Source organism: Ancylomarina subtilis, assembly GCF_004217115.1.
Lineage (GTDB): Bacteria > Bacteroidota > Bacteroidia > Bacteroidales > Marinifilaceae > Ancylomarina > Ancylomarina subtilis.
In genome coordinates, this window is the sequence record NZ_SHKN01000001.1 from 849066 (window position 1) to 866095 (window position 17030).

General features: G+C 35.6%; 14 protein-coding genes. 5 read left to right on the forward strand and 9 right to left on the reverse strand.

Annotated elements, in window-relative coordinates:
* Positions 1-20: 20 nt before the first annotated feature.
* Entirely contained in the window at positions 21-1433 is a 1413-nt protein-coding gene (pyk, locus tag EV201_RS03525; RefSeq protein ID WP_130306017.1) for a pyruvate kinase, read from the reverse strand.
* A gap of 581 nt (positions 1434-2014) precedes the next feature.
* Positions 2015-2446, reverse strand: a complete 432-nt coding sequence (aroQ, locus tag EV201_RS03530) for a type II 3-dehydroquinate dehydratase (RefSeq protein WP_130306018.1) — start codon at positions 2444-2446, stop codon at positions 2015-2017.
* A gap of 187 nt (positions 2447-2633) precedes the next feature.
* Between aroQ and xerD the strand changes: the two genes are divergently transcribed.
* Positions 2634-3539 carry a site-specific tyrosine recombinase XerD gene (gene xerD / locus EV201_RS03535; RefSeq protein WP_130306019.1) on the forward strand — a complete coding sequence of 302 codons (906 nt, stop codon included), beginning with the start codon at positions 2634-2636 and terminating at the stop codon, positions 3537-3539.
* A 79-nt stretch (positions 3540-3618) separates the two neighbouring features.
* Here the strand turns inward: xerD and EV201_RS03540 are convergent, their stop codons facing one another.
* Both EV201_RS03540 and EV201_RS03545 read right to left on the reverse strand, forming a co-directional pair.
* Positions 3619-4248: a hypothetical protein gene (locus tag EV201_RS03540; RefSeq protein ID WP_130306020.1), complete on the reverse strand. Its 630-nt coding sequence runs from the start codon at positions 4246-4248 to the stop codon at positions 3619-3621.
* 114 nt (positions 4249-4362) lie between these two features.
* Positions 4363-5622 carry an S-adenosylmethionine:tRNA ribosyltransferase-isomerase gene (locus tag EV201_RS03545; protein ID WP_242610451.1) on the reverse strand — a complete coding sequence of 420 codons (1260 nt, stop codon included), beginning with the start codon at positions 5620-5622 and terminating at the stop codon, positions 4363-4365.
* Positions 5623-5764: 142 nt separating this feature from the next.
* Here EV201_RS03545 and EV201_RS03550 point away from each other — a divergent pair, with 142 nt between their 5' ends.
* Positions 5765-6784 carry a Smr/MutS family protein gene (locus EV201_RS03550; protein ID WP_130306021.1) on the forward strand — a complete coding sequence of 340 codons (1020 nt, stop codon included), beginning with the start codon at positions 5765-5767 and terminating at the stop codon, positions 6782-6784.
* Between the two features lie 77 nt (positions 6785-6861).
* Here EV201_RS03550 and EV201_RS03555 read toward each other — a convergent pair whose 3' ends face one another.
* From EV201_RS03555 to EV201_RS03565, 3 genes are all read right to left on the reverse strand, one after another.
* Positions 6862-7467: a LysE family translocator gene (locus EV201_RS03555; RefSeq protein WP_130306022.1), complete on the reverse strand. Its 606-nt coding sequence runs from the start codon at positions 7465-7467 to the stop codon at positions 6862-6864.
* A gap of 146 nt (positions 7468-7613) precedes the next feature.
* On the reverse strand, positions 7614-9416 hold the full coding sequence (locus tag EV201_RS03560) for a lysophospholipid acyltransferase family protein (protein WP_130306023.1): 1803 nt from the start codon (positions 9414-9416) through the stop codon (positions 7614-7616).
* 284 nt (positions 9417-9700) lie between these two features.
* The gene (locus EV201_RS03565) at positions 9701-10537 is read right to left on the reverse strand and encodes a histidinol-phosphatase (RefSeq protein ID WP_130306024.1); all 837 of its coding nucleotides are present in this window, start codon (positions 10535-10537) and stop codon (positions 9701-9703) included.
* A 232-nt stretch (positions 10538-10769) separates the two neighbouring features.
* Between EV201_RS03565 and EV201_RS03570 the strand changes: the two genes are divergently transcribed.
* Both EV201_RS03570 and EV201_RS03575 read left to right on the forward strand, forming a co-directional pair.
* A complete protein-coding gene (locus EV201_RS03570) occupies positions 10770-12614 on the forward strand; it encodes a YgiQ family radical SAM protein (protein WP_130306025.1) in 1845 nt (614 codons plus the stop codon).
* Positions 12615-12703: 89 nt separating this feature from the next.
* Positions 12704-13429, forward strand: a complete 726-nt coding sequence (locus tag EV201_RS03575) for a tetratricopeptide repeat protein (protein ID WP_130306026.1) — start codon at positions 12704-12706, stop codon at positions 13427-13429.
* Positions 13430-13474: 45 nt separating this feature from the next.
* Here EV201_RS03575 and mnmL read toward each other — a convergent pair whose 3' ends face one another.
* Positions 13475-14425 (reverse strand): tRNA modification radical SAM protein MnmL/YtqA, encoded by a 951-nt coding sequence (mnmL, locus tag EV201_RS03580; RefSeq protein ID WP_130306027.1) that lies wholly within the window; start codon positions 14423-14425, stop codon positions 13475-13477.
* Between the two features lie 267 nt (positions 14426-14692).
* Between mnmL and EV201_RS03585 the strand changes: the two genes are divergently transcribed.
* Entirely contained in the window at positions 14693-16249 is a 1557-nt protein-coding gene (locus EV201_RS03585) for a DUF4301 family protein (RefSeq protein WP_130306028.1), read from the forward strand.
* 78 nt (positions 16250-16327) lie between these two features.
* Here the strand turns inward: EV201_RS03585 and EV201_RS03590 are convergent, their stop codons facing one another.
* A complete protein-coding gene (locus EV201_RS03590) occupies positions 16328-17017 on the reverse strand; it encodes an IspD/TarI family cytidylyltransferase (protein WP_130306029.1) in 690 nt (229 codons plus the stop codon).
* Positions 17018-17030: the final 13 nt, after the last annotated feature.

Here is a 17030-nt window from a genome sequence, read left to right on the forward strand (position 1 = left end):
TTATATAAATATGTCATCAACTACACTTTATGCGTCAATTGGTAAACGTTTGATATTTCCATGAAATTAACCCCTTTTGAAGGGCCGAAACTACCTCCTAAGATAATCACTGAGTCTTCGTTAGTAAAATAGCCTTTTCCCATTAAGGTCAACATCGCTTCCTTCACATATTCATCACGGCTAGCCAATAGCTCTTTATAATCAGCTTCAACGCCATAAGAAAGAGCCAGTTCACGCATAACACGTTTCGAATAACAAAGAGCGTAAACAGGAACAGTCCCTCGGTAAGCCGATAAATAACGTCCGGTTCTACCCGTTAGCGTATCAGTTACAATTGCCTTTGTTGAAAGGAATTGAGATGCATTAACAGCTGATCGTGCCAAAACCGATGTAACCTCTTTATGTCTGGGTTCGCGTTGCAATTTATCAGGAACCAATTCTTTCTCAACTTCCATTGCGACCTCCGTCATGACTCTAACAGCCTCAATAGGATAATCACCATAAGCCGTTTCGCCACTCAGCATAATAGCATCCGTTCTATTGTATATCGCATTGGCAATATCACTCACTTCGGCACGAGTTGGACGAGGATTCTCTATCATCGAATGCAACATTTGCGTGGCAATAATAACAGATTTTTTAGCATCGATACATTTACGAACAATTCGTCTTTGAATCACTGGTATTTTAGCTGCTGGTATTTCAATTGCTAAATCTCCACGGGCAACCATAACACCATAAACGTATTCCAGAATCTCATCGATATTGTCTACACCTTCCTGATTCTCGATTTTGGCAATAAGCTTTATTTTAGATTCTCTTGCATCAAGAATTTTCTGAATCTCGATAACATCTTCTTTTTTACGAACAAATGAATGAGCAATAAAATCGATATCCTGATCAATTGCGAATTGAATAAAATCCCTATCCTTATCACTCAAGGATGGTAAGTTAATTGAGACACCTGGAATATTGACACTCTTACGATTCTTTAAAAAACCTTCGTTTTGAGCTTCAACTTTTAAATAATCATCTGTTTTCTCAATAACTAACAGCTCCAAATCACCATCATCAATCAGAATTCGGTTTCCCAATTCAATATCCTGCACAAAGAATTCATAACTCACTGCAAAGGTCTTTTCATCAGCAAAATCAGATTGAGAACCGACGATTTTCACCTGATCTCCTTTGGAAAGATAAATGTCTTTTTCAATTCCTATTGTTCTAATTTCAGGCCCTTTTGTATCAATCAATAAAGCTATCTTATCGGATACCTGACGCACATTATCTATAACCTTTTGAGCGTCGGCATGAGACTGATGCGCCGTATTAAGGCGGACAACATTCATACCCTCTTCAAAGAGTTCAGTTAAAAATTTCACATCACATTTCTTATCAGAAATTGTAGCTATAATTTTGGTACCTTTCTTCATAATTGAGTTTAAATTAATACAAAACACGCTAATTCGACACAAATATCGAATTTATGAAAAGGATAATGATCTTTATCAGAATTAACTAACGAGTATAATTTCAGATTAAAGGATAAGTAAAATTTTTAACAATGCAAAATAATTCTGGAAGTCGATAATCTTAACTAAACACATAAGAACATATTGCAAACAGGTGGTTTTTTAACAAAAAAGCCATTCTTCTATCAAATATATAACTCAATACTCTATCAGAGTTAAAAAATCAAGAGTTGAATATTCACACATTATCGTTAATTGAATTCACTAAAAATATGAATTCAATCTTCAGCATTTCCTTTTCAAAAACTAAGGTATGTATTTTATAAACTTTAAAATAGCGTACTACAGAATATTAAGAATGAGAGCTTTTATAAAACGTTTGCGGAACGAAAATTGGAATAAATCTAAATAAGCAAGTCAAATTTAACGATAAATTTCTCTAATGAATTTTAATCAATTCAAAACATTTATTCGTCAATTTTGATAAATAACAAAAAGGCAAATTGAATTTCAAACAAAACTTACCATTTGTCAAAAAAAAATTATTTGCTATTATTTAATTTTGTAAGAGCTTCAATTCCCAGGCGGTACGAATCCAAACCAAAACCTGCAATAACGCCAACACAACTTACACTAATTAAACTAACATGTCTGAACGGCTCTCTTTTATGAACATTTGAAATATGAACTTCAATCACAGGAATATCAACAGCCGAAATTGCATCACGTATAGCGACTGAAGTATGCGTGTAAGCAGCTGCATTTAAGACAATACCCTCATGAGACAATCGGCATTCATGTATCTTATTTATAATTTCCCCCTCTATGTTTGATTGAAAGTAATCTAAGGTGAAATCCGGAAATATTTGCTTGAGTTCCTCAAGATATTCTTCGAAACATTGCGCCCCATAAATCGTCTTTTCTCTGCTTCCTAATAGGTTTAAATTAGGTCCGTTTATGATTAAAATAGTCATTTCGTCAAAATTTCGGCTTAGTTTAACATAGAGTTTTTATTATCTTTTTGCAAATCTTACGTAATAATTTTTGACTCTGAATTATCATATTATCATAAAAGTACGTATATTGCTATCGTTAAAGCAAAACTAATAAAATAGTTTGATTAACAATTACAACTAAACTACATACTTAAAATTAATTGAAATGAATTGGACAACAACAATTGAGAATTTCAAGACTTATCTCACATTGGAAAAGTCTTTGTCTAAGAATTCTATTGATGCTTACATCAATGACATCACTAAACTAACAACTTTTTTCAAAGAGCAAGGCAGAACTGTCTCTCCAGAACAAGTTGTTTTGCAAGACCTTAAGGATTTCGTAACCTGGATTAATGATGCAGGAACAAGTCCTCGTACTCAAGCTCGAGTAATTTCGGGTATTAAAGCTTACTTCAAATATTTATTACTTGAAGAGGTTATTGACAGAAACCCAACCGCTTTGTTGGAAGCTCCAAAAATCGGACGTAAACTTCCTCACACTTTAACCGTGGAAGAAATTGACGTGTTGGTTAAGGCAGTTGACACAAACAAAGCTGAAGGACAAAGAAACAGAGCAATTCTTGAAACGCTTTATTCTTGTGGATTACGTGTTTCTGAATTGATCGATCTTAGAGTTTCGAATTTACATTTCAGAATGGGTTTCATTAAAATTCATGGTAAAGGAAACAAAGAGCGTTTAATTCCAATTGGAAAGAGAGCTAAAAAAGAAATCAAACTTTATCTTAAAAACTACAGAGGTAAATTAAACATCGATAAGGATAGCGAGGATATTTTATTCCTAAACCGAAGAGGTCGCAAACTTTCTCGTGTGATGATTTTCACTATCATTAAGAACCTTTCGAAAAAAGTTGGTTTAACTAAGAATGTTTCTCCTCATACTTTCCGTCACTCATTTGCTTCACATCTTGTAGAAGGTGGTGCTGACTTAAGAGCTGTTCAGGAAATGTTAGGACATGAGTCTATTTTGACAACTGAAATCTATACCCATCTAGATAGAGATTATCTAAAAGAGACAATTAAAAATTGTCATCCAAGATCTAAAGATTAATAATCAAAAAAAAGAGTAGCAAATTGCTACTCTTTTTTTTGTATCTGTATATTCCAGAAATTGTGATCTCTCATTCTATTTATAACTTCACAATATAGGCATCTGGAAAACCTTTTGAACGCACATCTCTCAACTCGCGTCTACAAACCCAATAGTTATCATAGCTGCGGTAAAAGTAGCGATAAAGATGTTCATCCTTATCAAAATTTTCATACAGTCCGGTCAATTTCAGCAAACTCAGGCGCGTTGCATTTTTGCTGGCAAAAACGTGAATGGAATATTTAAATTTAGGATTCTTCTTATTTTTAATCCCGTAAGTTTCTTCGTATAAGTTTCTCATTTTCTTTGAAAAACGCATGCGACTCACATCACGATAATAATTCCAGAATTCCCATTTTCCATAACGATTGATTCGAAAAAGTGTTTCCGGAGGTAATTCCTCTATGTAATTTTCATCGCTGACGCTATCTTTAGGTGAAGTCTTAACTTCAGCAGTAGACAGAGATTCCTTTTTCTTATTAGACTCTGGCTTTAGATTATGCTCCGTAGTTTTACATTCGGGTTCAATCTCAACAATTTCGGTATATTCCGAATTCTTAACATCATCAAGCTTAACTAAATTGAATAACTCCGGCGAAATCATGGGCGACAGTAAGCCTATAACAATCGATATAAGTAAACAAGCTACTATAAAGAAGAGATTTCTCATAAATGACGTATTCCTTTAATTAAGACGATGAATCCCAGACATTGAACCTTCGCAAAAATGACAAAAGCTCTTATCGGTAATAAATATAATAAATTCTATTCATATATCTTCACTTTAGGACTTCATCAATAAAGAACTATCGCCATAGCTCAAAAAGCGGAATTTATTATTCAATGCATAATCATAAATATCACGCCATCTTTCACCCACTAAGGCCGAAATTAATAACAACAAAGTACTCTGAGGTTGATGAAAATTAGTCACCAGCCCTGATATAATCTTAAACTCATACCCAGGAGCAATTATAATTTGCGTTGCGGCATTAAACAAGGACAGATTTTCCTTTTTCATAAAATCAATAATTGCCTGATAAGCATCAACACGTGAATAGGTCCCATCAAGATTGTAGGCATCCCATTGCTCCAATAAATAAGGATTTTCTTTACCTGTCAACAACTTAACTCCAAGCCAATATAAACTTTCAAGCGTTCGAACCGATGTTGTTCCGACCGCTACAATACCATTTTCGGCATCAATTATTTGTTGCAGACTATCCTTATTCACTTGAATATGCTCGGTATGCATTTCATGATCTCCAATCTGTTCAGCCTTAACCGGTTTAAATGTTCCCGCTCCAACATGAAGGGTTAATTCAGCTCTTTTCACCCCATTTTCATGCAGGCGATTAAATACAGAATCAGTAAAATGTAAACCAGCGGTAGGGGCAGCAACTGATCCCTCGTGTTTTGAATAAACCGTTTGATAACGAACTAAGTCCGTATTTTCAGTATCTCTATTTAAATAAGGTGGAATTGGAATTTTGCCCGTTAGTTCAAGAACTTCACTAAAGCTTAACTCCTGATTATCCCAGGTGAATTTTATTTCATGAGCCCCGTCCAGGTTCTCTATATGTTCGGCACACAGGTACTCTTCCTTACCTTCAAAAATAAAGCTCATTTTTAAAACTCCCGATTTCCACTTGCGCAGATTCCCGATAATACACTTCCATGTACAAACCCCTTTAGCTTGAAATGCCAAATTGTAATCAGCAGGATTAAGTGGTTCCAAACAAAATATCTCAATACGAGCACCGGTTTCCTTATAAAAAATCAAACGGGCTTGGATAACCTTGGTGTTATTAAAGACCATTGTTGTCCCTTCAGTAATTTCTTCAGGTAAATTTCGAAATCCTCGCTCCTGAATTTCACCATTCCTGTATACCAACAACTTTGATTCTTCGCGATTACCTAGAGGGTATTTTGCAATTTTCTCATCCGGTAAATCGTATGTGAAATCTGATATTTGAATGCACTGTGGATTCATTATTGTATCTTCGGTTCTAACTTCCATCTCTCCTATTATATTTCTCAACATCACAATTCTCCTAAGCCGGAGAATAGAATTGGTGTGCAAAAATAGTTAACTTTGTTCGTATTATAAAACAATGCCTCAGATTCCGCTCATTATGGGGAATATTTTAAAGGAAACAGGTCTGCGGCAATAAATCAGATATCACATGCAAATAAATATTGGAGATAAAGTCAGATTTCTAAGCGAAATTGGAGGGGGAAGAGTGACCCGAATTATAGATGCCAAAACCGTAATGGTTCTTAACGAAGAGGATGATTTTGAAATTCCAACTTTAAAAAAAGATTTAGTTGTTATCGAATCACAGTCAGAAGGGAACACCTCATCTTCGCACAGCCTCTCAACAACACAAAAGGTTAGTACGGCTAAAAGTGCACCGCTTAAAGTTCAAAAGGAAGATATCTATTTTGCCTTTGTACCCCGTGCGGGTTACGAAATCACCTCAAGTCCGCTTGAGCTTTATCTAATAAATGATACCAATTCGATACTTCTTTACAATTTCTTTAATCAGAATGGGGAAAAATTCGAAGGGATCACAACAGGAAATATTGATCCAAACTCAAAAATCTTATTAACCGAATTCGATCAAAAGGATTTAGGAAATTTAAGCGCTTTTCATTTTCAGATCCTATATTATCAATCCGGTGATTTTACCCCCAAAGCACCAATCAATAAAACGGTGAAAATTCAGGCTGTGAAATTTTACAAATCAAATTCGTACAAATTGACGGATTATTTTCACGAACAGGTTATACTTCATCGACTAACCGGTGAAGAAATAGAACACAAACTGGATGAACTCAGTCAAAAAGACTTTAATAAATTAATTCGGGAGAAAGAGGGCAAATCAAAGAAAATTGAAAGTCCTAAACTCAATCCAAAAACCGATATTCTTGAAGTTGATTTGCATATCAACAAACTGATTGACTCGGTGACAGGTTTCTCTAATGCGGATATCTTGAATTTCCAAATGGAAAAATTCCACGAAATCATGCGTGAAAACGAAGGCAAAAAAGGCTCTAAGATTGTCTTCATTCACGGAATTGGGAATGGTACTCTTAAACAAAAAGTGTTATCAGAACTAAAAAGAAAATACCGCAAACACAGTTCACAAGATGCCTCATTCAAGGAATATGGTTATGGAGCAACAATGGTAACAATCAAATAGACCATACGGCTTAACTCAAACAAAAAGGAGAAAGTAAATCATTACTTTCTCCTTTTTTTATACATTATATCTTACACTTACTGTAAAAATGATTTTATCGGTTCGAAGCAAGAAAGGAAAACTACAAAACCCAAAACGGCAATAATAATACCTGAAATTTTATTGATCCAAAACATCTGCTTCAGTCTGAATTTTTTTCTAAAAACATTTACCAGAGTTGAAAGGGCATACCACCAAAGTGCTCCTCCTAATAAGACACCTAACATCAAAAACAAAGAAACCTTAGTTGAGTTGTCGCCTCCAAAAACAGACGCACCAGCAAACATGGCTCCGAAAAAGATAACGGCAATTGGATTTGAAAGTGTCAGAAAAAAGATAGCCAAGAAATCACCTAACATCCCACGTTTCCCAGGAGATTGAGACTTCCGAAACTGTTTGATGGTATTGGTAAAGAAAATGCGTAAGCCTACAAAAACCAAAAATACAGAGCCAACCAATCGAAAATAAAATTCCTGAGCTTGAATAAAGTTAATAACAAACCCCAAACCTAAAATAGCAATTGATGCAAACAATGTATCGGCAGCAGCCGCTCCAAAACCAGAAACAAAACCAGCTAAACGACCTTTCTGTAGTGTTTTTTGAATGATTAAAACACCAATTGGACCTAATGGTATTGATGCCATAAGTCCTATAACAATTCCTTTAATTATATATTGAATATCCAAGTGATAGGCTTTTTCAAATAAAAAATTCAGTTGACAAAGGTCGTAATTTTATACTAAAACACCCCTGCTTCTTAAATATATTGTGTTAAAAAGAATAAAATTCCTTACTTTTTCTTTTCACGAGTCGTAAAACGAGTAGATACTTCATCGTTGTTAATTTCCTTCGTCAATGATTCAATCATATTTACAGGAACATCAAACAAATCAACAACAATTAAACCATCTAAACAGTCGTTAAAATTAGGGTCAATATTAAAACCAACAATCTTTGCATTTAAGGAAATATACTTCTTAAGCAAAACAGGTAGTTTATCGTTTGAAACTTCAAAATCGCCAATTAGTTTATCAAGCTTATTGATATCGCTCTTTGCAGCCTCAAGTAAGATATCCATATCGAGACCTTTTACCTTAACTTTAAATTTATTGCGCGACTTTATAAACTGTCCCATTTCATAATCGAAATAGTTACGCATGATAAATTTAATAATCAGATCTTTTGATGTATTGGAGTATTCATTGCTGATACTCACAGGACCAATTAAATAACGGCACTCAGGGTTCTTAAGTAAAAAGTACATAATCCCCTTCCACAACAGAAAAAGTGGCATCGGTTTTCTCTGATATTCTTTAACAATGAAAGATCGTCCAAGTTCAATCGATTCGCTTAAAACTGGCTGAAACGCTTTCTTCATCTTAAATAAAGATTGAAGATAAAAACCTTTCAATCCATATTTCTCAAGAATTTCCTTACCCTTTCCTACCCGATAAGCACCTACAATTTTATGATTTTCCTCATCCCAAATAAAGAGTTGATGGTAATACAAATCATACTCATCCACATCAATGCTTTGATTGGTGCCTTCACCAACTTCGCGGAAAGTAATTTCTCTTAAACGACCAATTTCATTTAAAACATTAGGAATATCATCAGAAGGCGCACAGTAAACTGAAAAGTTTCTGGATTTAAACAGAAGATGATCAGATAAGTTCGCAACTTCCTTACTGATTAACTCAGTATCAACTGCTGGAATAACATCTTCAGCCTTTTTCTTTTTAGACGCTGACTTATTCTCATAAAACTTTTTCACCTCAACAGCACTACCCAACATATAGGTCTTCGCTCTTAAAAAACGACCGTACTGATTGATATCAGTAAATCCTTTTTGATCTTTAACCGAAATTGGATTTCCAATGCGAATACGAATGGTTTTGTTCTTTTTATTCAATAATTCAGATGGTAATTTCACTGTTCTCAAAACAGGATGAATCATACCCATCAGGTAAAAGATCAAACTATTACTTCCCTGAAAGTGAATTGGAATCACAGGTACTTCAGCTTTCTTAATAAATTTCAAAATTGACGGTTGCCATTGCTTATCGGTAATATTTTTCGATTCTGACTGATAAGCAGACACTTCCCCGGCAGGAAAAATCCCCAAAGGAGCCCCATCACTCATATGACGTAAACCTTCTTTTATTCCCCCCATACTTGAAGCAACACCTTTTCTATCTTCAAATGGATTGACACCAAGAAAACAATTCTTTAACGGCTCAATCTTTTGAAGAAGGAAATTTGCCATTACCTTAAAATCCGGACGGATATCGCTAAGAAGTTTTATTAATAAAATTCCATCGATCCCCCCAAAAGGGTGATTGGAAATACTGATAAAACTTCCATCTAAAGGAATACGCTTCAACTCTTCCTCATCAAATTCAAACTTGATTCCCAGGTCATCAATTAAACCATCAATAAATTCGACACCCGTTTTTTCGCAATTTGCAGAATACAGATCGTTCAATTTATTTAACCGCAAAATATACATTAACAGCTTGGCAAAACTCTCTCCTCCAAACCAATTTAAACTCTCACTAGCTTTTAACAAATCCTTGGGATCAACCAATTTCATGCGTAATTATTTAATATTAATATGGCTTATAGATGTAGATTTCCAATCTATTATCTACAAAAACATGATTCCTAAGAATATGTATTCCACGTGTAATTTCTTATCTCAATTCTCAAAAAAAGAAGACTGAACACATTCAATCCCCACCAGAAAGAATCTATTTCAAACCAACAGTAAAAATGATAAAAACACCATTCCCAGCCAGATACAAAGTAGATCTCAGTCGTTTTTCAATCGAGTAAAAATAGCATTAATTCTCATAATAAATCAACATTCCTAATATTTTATATACCCACATCATTCCACTTCCCTTTATCATAAATACGAATGCTATCATAACCAGATTCTTTCAGCATTTCAGAGGCCTCGTCAAAATACAACAATAATTCATCGGGATGATGTGCATCGGTGCTTATCGTCATTGGAATTTGGTTTTTAAAACAAGCTCTCGCAAAATTTAAATCAGGATAAAAAGCCGGCGATTTTTTTGTGTAAAGACCACGGGTATTAATCTCAACAATACAATCCGTCTCTTTTATAACAGCAATCGTTTCTTTCAATAAATCCTGATACCATTTTTCATCTTCAGAAAAGTATCGACCTTTATTGTTCATCTTAATCTTATCGATATGCCCTATGATATCAGGCTTCTGAACAAGGATCATTTCGTTGACTTGTGAAAAATAATCTGCAACCATTTTTTTAATATCCCCCTGATATAAGCATTCCAGTCCGTGCGAATAATTCGTATCCGGTCCATCTAAAAATAAAAATTCATGATCAACAGGTGATTGAATCAGATGCACTGAACCGATCGTATAATCCAGGCCCAAAGTCTCTTTTACCTGGGCAAAAGGCTTGGTTATACCTGGAATATAATCCAACTCTAATGAAAGATAAACATCAATCTCATTTTGATATTTTTCTGACAAAGCCCTGATCTCACTCACATAATTGTTTAACTGATTCTCCGCCATATTCCAGGAAACCTCAACTGGAAAAGGGGCATGTGAAGAAAAACCAACAGATTTCATTTGTAATTCAATGGCACGCTGAATAAAAGCCTCTGCTTTAGCCTTCCCATCACAATAGTTTGTATGAGTATGATATGAAAAATACATTATAATTAAAGTTCAAATTTTATTAAAAGATACCAGGTCACCAAAGATAATAGATCGTCATAGCTCTGGTATAAATTAATGCTTCTTTAAAATCTTTATAAATAAAGTAGTAACTTTGCGCCAAAGTTCAAAAACAACAGGTTTTACCCTTCTCGATAAAATTTGGGCCCTGTTTAGAATATATCGAGCTGTTTGCTTTTTGCAATACAACTTGTCAATGAAAAGAATCAAGATGAAAGACGAGATATCAGGAAGATACAATCAATGGTTACCAACTTCGGCAAAAGAAGTGAAAGAAAGAGGCTGGGAAGAGCTGGATGTTATTTTATTTAGTGGTGATGCCTATGTTGATCACCCCTCATTCGGTGCTGCCGTAATTGGTCGAATACTGGAGAGTGCTGGATTAAAAGTAGCCATTGTTCCTCAACCTAACTGGCGTGATGATTTACGCGATTTTAAAAAGTTGGGACAACCTCGTTTGTTTTTTGGTATCACGGCCGGTAATATGGATTCCATGGTGAATCATTACACGGCTAATCGTCGTTTACGCCACGATGATGCCTATACACCTGAAGGAAAGCATGGTTTCCGTCCGGATAAACCCAGTATCGTCTACTCTCAGATTCTGAAAAAGCTGTATCCTGATACGCCTATTCTATTGGGTGGTATTGAGGCATCTTTACGTCGTGTCACACACTACGACTATTGGTTGGATGAACTAAGACCAAGTATTTTATGTGACAGTTCTGCGGATTTATTGGTTTACGGAATGGGTGAAAAACCCTTAAAGGAAATTGTTCGACTACTTAAAAAAGGCGTTCCTTTTGAAACCTTAAAAAATGTTCCTCAAACCTCTTTTATTGCAAAAAAAGGTGAAGCATATCCAACTAAGAAAAAGTGGGAAACGCAAGTCCTGTATTCTCATGAGGAATGCCTAAAAGATAAAAAGAAATTTGCAGGAAACTTCCGCCACATCGAAATGGAGTCGAATTCAATGTTGGCAAAAAAACTGGTTCAAGGCTATAAGGATTCGGAAGTTATTGTCAATCCACCTTATCCGGTAATGAAAGAAAAGGAGCTGGATGCCATATTCGATTTACCTTACACACGGATGCCTCACCCCCGCTATCAAGGGAAAACCATTCCTGCCTACGAGATGATTAAGTTCTCGGTAAATATGCACAGAGGTTGTTTTGGTGGCTGTTCATTCTGTACCATTTCTGCTCATCAAGGGAAATTTATTGCCAATCGTTCGAAAAAATCAATTCTTAAAGAAGTTGAGTATGTAACTAAGATGCCTGATTTCAAAGGCTACCTGTCTGATCTTGGCGGCCCTTCAGCAAATATGTATCAGATGAAAGGTATTTTCGAAAGTATCTGTCAAACTTGTCGACGTCCCTCGTGTATTCACCCCAATGTTTGCCCGAATCTGAATACCAATCACCAACCAATGCTGGATATTTACAAAGAAGTTGATAAAATTCCCGGCGTTAAAAAATCTTTTATTGGTAGTGGTGTGCGTTACGACTTAATGCTTCATAAAACCAAAGACGAAGAGGTAAATAAAGCAAATAAGGAGTATGCAGTTGAATTAATTAAAAATCACGTATCGGGACGATTAAAAGTTGCCCCTGAGCATACTTCCGATGAAGTATTGGATATCATGAGAAAACCTTCATTCAAACTGTTTTACAAGCTGAAAGAGTTTTTCGACAAAATCAATAAAGAAGAAGGTTTAAATCAACAATTAATACCTTATTTCATTTCCAGCCACCCAGGTTCGCAGGGTGTGGATATGGCTGACTTGGCTGTAAAAACGAAAGAATTAGACTTTAAGCTGGAACAAGTTCAGGATTTTACGCCTACGCCTATGACTGTTGCAACCGTCATTTATTACTCAGGCTATCACCCTTACACCATGCAAAAAGTGTTTACGGCTAAAAGTAAGCAGGAAAAGTTATCTCAACGTAAGTTCTTATTCTGGTATAAAAAAGAATATCGAAATGCCATTAAGACTGAATTGATCAATATGGGTAAAAAAGATTTATTGAAGAAACTTTTCGGAACGAAGGCTTAAAAGCTTCTTTATTTACAATATATATCGGCAAAGCCTTTTAAGTTTTGCCGATATTATTTACATTAGATCAAAATTTATAATTTCCCTTTATGTCTATCGTCTTTATGAAATTAAAACCCATAAGCTTTATTCTAATTCTTGTTTTGAGTCTTTCTTCGTGTACAAAAATGAAAGTCGATAAGCTAAATAAGAAAGGGATGGCCTTATTCGAGCAAAAGAAATACAAGGCAGCCAATCAGATTTTCTCTGAAATATTAAGTTTGGATAACAGCTTTCTTCCAGCCTATTACAATCGGGCAATTTCCTATTCATTTAGTTCGAAGAATGCCCAAGCCATAAAAGACCTCAATCATGTTATTAAGACTCAAGGTTATTCTGAAGAAGCCATCTTAAATCGAGGTGTCATCTATGAAAATATGGGTAAATACAAAGAGGCTATAAACGACTATGATCGAATTCTTGAGGTAAATCCGCATCATTCTCAAGCTCTTCACTACAAAGGCATTTCGTTATATTACATTGGGGATTTTGATTCAGCTATTACCGAATACGATAAAGCCATTAAAGAAGGCCTTGACGTTTCTGGTGTTTATTACAATAAGGCTGTTGCCTTGGATTGTCTGAACAAATACAAAGAAGCCATCGCGAATTACAGCAAGGCTATTAAAATTGACCAGAAATTTAAGCAGGCTATTTATGCAAGAGGTGTGGCTTACTACAATATTAAAGATTTAAAACTGGCTAAAGCAAATTTGGAATATGCGAAAAAATTAGGACACCCTAAAGCAGAACAAATGCTAAAGAAAATTCAGTAATTAAAATAAATACAACAGCTTAATCCTGATTACTTATTCTGGTGATCAGGATTTTTTATACAAGCGACCTTGCCAGGTCTCTCTTTCGACCAATCGTTTTTCAAGTTTTGCCACAAACTGGTAATTTTTAATCCCCCACTTGGGTGCAATCAGCCAGCCTGGAGGTGCCTGATTCACAAAACGATCCAACATCACATCCGGATTTATCCTCTCCATCACATCAATCACAAAGTCAATATACTCTTCCATGCCAAACAAATGGAAACGATTGGGATCTTCCTCGTACTCCTTAGCCATTGTTGTGTGATTCAAAATTTGCAACTGATGCAACTTTAAAGTTTCTATGGGCAAATTCGATAGTCGAATGGCATGTTCCAACATCAACTCAGGTGTATCATGTGGTAAACCATTCACCAAATGTGCACCAATATGAATGCCCCGATTAGCCGTAGCCAGGATTGTAGCCTCAGCTTCCTCATAAGTGTGTCCACGATTAATCGCATCCAAAGCCATGTTATTGGCAGACTCCACCCCATATTCAACTGCGATATAATAATCCTTAGCCAAAGTCTCCAAATAATCCAGTAAAGGTTCCGAAATGCAATCTGGTCGAGTACCAATCACCAGCCCAATTACTTTTTCATGAGAAAGGGCCTCTTCATACAAACTTTTTAAAAGTTCAAGCTCCCCATAGGTATTTGAAAAAGCCTGAAAATAGGCCAAATATTTTTGGGTTTTGTATTTACTCGCAAAAAACAAAATCCCCTTTTCAATCTGCTCTGTCACCGATTCCTTTGGAGTACAATAAGCTGGATTAAAACTCTTATTGTTGCAATAAGTACACCCTCCTGTTCCCTTACTCCCATCTCTATTGGGACAAGTAAAACCAGCGTCAATAGTCACTTTCTGAATGCGTTCAGAAAACTTTCTTTTGAAAAAACCAGGAAAATCGTTGTAACGCTTATTGTGTCCCCAAGGGTATATCTCTGTTTGCATAATTGTTTCGCTTTGCCGCAAAAGTACAAACTTATAAGCATTCTGCAACCTCTAGAGTTTCAGTCGTATTTATATCATTTCAGACGGTATTAGCCCCTTCGTTTTAAAGATCTAAACCATTCACTTTTTTAACTGACTTAAATCATTGTATTATTGATATTTAAGAAACCACCTTTTAATAACTTATCAAAATATAAGAGAAAATCGAGTTCATATTGAAAACAATTTTTTATATTGCTCCTTCGACAATTTACAAAAAGCAAAACCATGTTCTCAAAAAAAGACCTAAGCCTCATAAAAAAACGAGGTATGGACAAAGCCAAAATCGAAGAACAGTTAAAACACTTCGAAACTGGTTTTCCTAAAGTAAAGCTCATTAACCCAGCCATCATTTCTGATGGAATTATGAGAATTGATGATGAAGAATTGAAAGTTCTGAGAGATCAATACATCAATCGTCCCAAAAAACTTTCTGTCATCAAATTTGTCCCGGCATCAGGAGCAGCAAGTCGAATGTTTCAAAAACTCTACGATTTCTTAAACAACTACCACGAAACCGAAGAAGATTATCTGGCTTACATGAAAGATAAATCTCATGATGGCATGTTTAAGTTTTTCGAAAACATTCAAGATTTTGCCTTCTTTGTTGATTTAAGGGCTGCCTTGCAGAAAAAAAATATGGACATCGAAAGGTTACTTGAAAAGAATAACTTCAGAGAAATACTAAACACCTTACTCAATGCCAATGGTTTAAATTACAGTAATAAACCCAAAGGCTTGTTAAGATTTCATAAATACCAGGACTATTCCCGAACAGCTTTCGAAGAGCATTGGGCTGAAGCTTTGCATTATGCGAAAAACTATAAAGGCACCGCTCAGCTTCATCTAACCATATCTGAGGAGCACAAAAAACTCTTTGCCAGAAAGCTAAAGAAATCAAGATCTGCTTTTGAGAAAAAATACGATGGCAAACTCAAAGTGACATTTTCATATCAGAAAGCCTCTACTGACACCATTGCAGTAGATATGGAGAATAAACCTTTCAAGGATGTTGATGACAGCTTATTGTTCAGACCTGGAGGGCACGGTGCTCTTATCGAAAATCTAAACGAACTTAAAGCAGACTTGGTTTTCATTAAGAATATCGACAATGTTGTACCTGACAGACTAAAAGAGACAACCTACCAATACAAAGAAGCGTTGGCTGGTGTTTTATTAAAATATCAGAAGCAAATGTTTGAGTACATGAAGGAACTCGACAATCCAAAACTCGAACTGACTTCAGAAAGGCTTTTGGAAATGCTCAATTTTTCGGTCGACCAACTATGTATAAAAACGCCCAAATCGCTTAAAACAGATAACTTAACAAAACTTAGAGCTTATCTGCTTGCGAAGTTTAACAGACCTATTCGTGTTTGTGGTATGGTTGTGAATGAGGGGGAACCGGGTGGCGGACCTTTCTGGGTGAGAAATGCCGACAACTCATCAGCATTACAAATTATTGAAAGTTCACAGATTGATCTTGAAGATAAAAAACAAGCTAAAATCATGGGAGCTTCAACGCATTTTAACCCCGTTGATTTGATTTGTGGTATTAAGAACTACAAAGGTAAAAAGTTTGATTTAACTCAATTTGTAGATCCTGAAACAGGTTTTATTTCTAAGAAATCGCACAATGGGACACCATTAAAAGCCATGGAGCTTCCTGGTCTTTGGAATGGGGCTATGGCTGATTGGAATACTATATTTGTGGAAGTTCCAACAATCACCTTTAACCCTGTAAAAACCATTTTCGACTTACTTCGTGTTGAACACAGAAACTAGATAGAAAATACAACATACAAAAATGCCCCTCAAAAATTAAGTTTATGAGGGGCATTTTTTTATTTTCAAATTCAACTGCTAAGCAATCAGATTCTCACCTTTTGTTAAATCTTGCTCAAAGGTAATCTTGATATTCTTTTCATCCCCCTCAACAATATGAATAGCCTCATCTGGCAAATAATTTAAAACCACACCACAATCGTCGCTGGCTTTAAAATTTGGATCCTTCAACGCCAGGTTGTAGGCTTTCTTTATGATTTCACAAGGGAATGCTTGTGGGGTCTGAGCTCTGTAAAGAAAATCACGAGGAGGAACAGACTCAATGCATTTCGTTTGATTCAGTTTAAAAATAGTATCAGTACTCGGGATGGCAACAGCCACCGATTTCCCTTCAGCCAAACTCGAAAGTACATCGTCAATAATCCTCTGACTCACAAATGGACGAACGGCATCGTGAAAAATTAAATTCACATCTTTCTCATTCTCGTAAGCTGAAATAGCTGCCAAACTGGAATCGCTTCGTTCCTTACCTCCACAAAGAATCTTAGTCACCTTTTTAAAACCAGCTTCACGAACAATATCCTCAACATCGGCTACAAAATTCGAATGAATCACCACACAAATCTCAGAAATACCAGCATGTTTTTCGAAAATAGCCATGCTATGCTCAATAATCGATTTACCGGCAATCTTAAGAAATTGCTTAGGCAAGTAAGCGCCCATACGCTTACCTGTGCCCCCCGCAAGAATAACAGCTACATTTTTCATTTCAAAGTCGGTT

Excerpts from the sequence above, each read along its gene's own strand:
- xerD (WP_130306019.1), top strand. The coding sequence starts at position 2,634 with ATGAATTGGACAACAACAATTGAGAATTTCAAGACTTATCTCACATTG.
- EV201_RS03570 (WP_130306025.1), top strand. The coding sequence starts at position 10,770 with ATGAAAGACGAGATATCAGGAAGATACAATCAATGGTTACCAACTTCG.
- EV201_RS03540 (WP_130306020.1), bottom strand. The coding sequence starts at position 4,248 with ATGAGAAATCTCTTCTTTATAGTAGCTTGTTTACTTATATCGATTGTT.
- EV201_RS03575 (WP_130306026.1), top strand. The coding sequence starts at position 12,704 with ATGTCTATCGTCTTTATGAAATTAAAACCCATAAGCTTTATTCTAATT.
- mnmL (WP_130306027.1), bottom strand. The coding sequence starts at position 14,425 with ATGCAAACAGAGATATACCCTTGGGGACACAATAAGCGTTACAACGAT.
- pyk (WP_130306017.1), bottom strand. The coding sequence starts at position 1,433 with ATGAAGAAAGGTACCAAAATTATAGCTACAATTTCTGATAAGAAATGT.
- EV201_RS03560 (WP_130306023.1), bottom strand. The coding sequence starts at position 9,416 with ATGAAATTGGTTGATCCCAAGGATTTGTTAAAAGCTAGTGAGAGTTTA.
- EV201_RS03545 (WP_242610451.1), bottom strand. The coding sequence starts at position 5,622 with ATGTTGAGAAATATAATAGGAGAGATGGAAGTTAGAACCGAAGATACA.
- EV201_RS03565 (WP_130306024.1), bottom strand. The coding sequence starts at position 10,537 with ATGTATTTTTCATATCATACTCATACAAACTATTGTGATGGGAAGGCT.
- aroQ (WP_130306018.1), bottom strand. The coding sequence starts at position 2,446 with ATGACTATTTTAATCATAAACGGACCTAATTTAAACCTATTAGGAAGC.
- EV201_RS03590 (WP_130306029.1), bottom strand. The coding sequence starts at position 17,017 with ATGAAAAATGTAGCTGTTATTCTTGCGGGGGGCACAGGTAAGCGTATG.
- EV201_RS03550 (WP_130306021.1), top strand. The coding sequence starts at position 5,765 with ATGCAAATAAATATTGGAGATAAAGTCAGATTTCTAAGCGAAATTGGA.
- EV201_RS03555 (WP_130306022.1), bottom strand. The coding sequence starts at position 7,467 with ATGGCATCAATACCATTAGGTCCAATTGGTGTTTTAATCATTCAAAAA.
- EV201_RS03585 (WP_130306028.1), top strand. The coding sequence starts at position 14,693 with ATGTTCTCAAAAAAAGACCTAAGCCTCATAAAAAAACGAGGTATGGAC.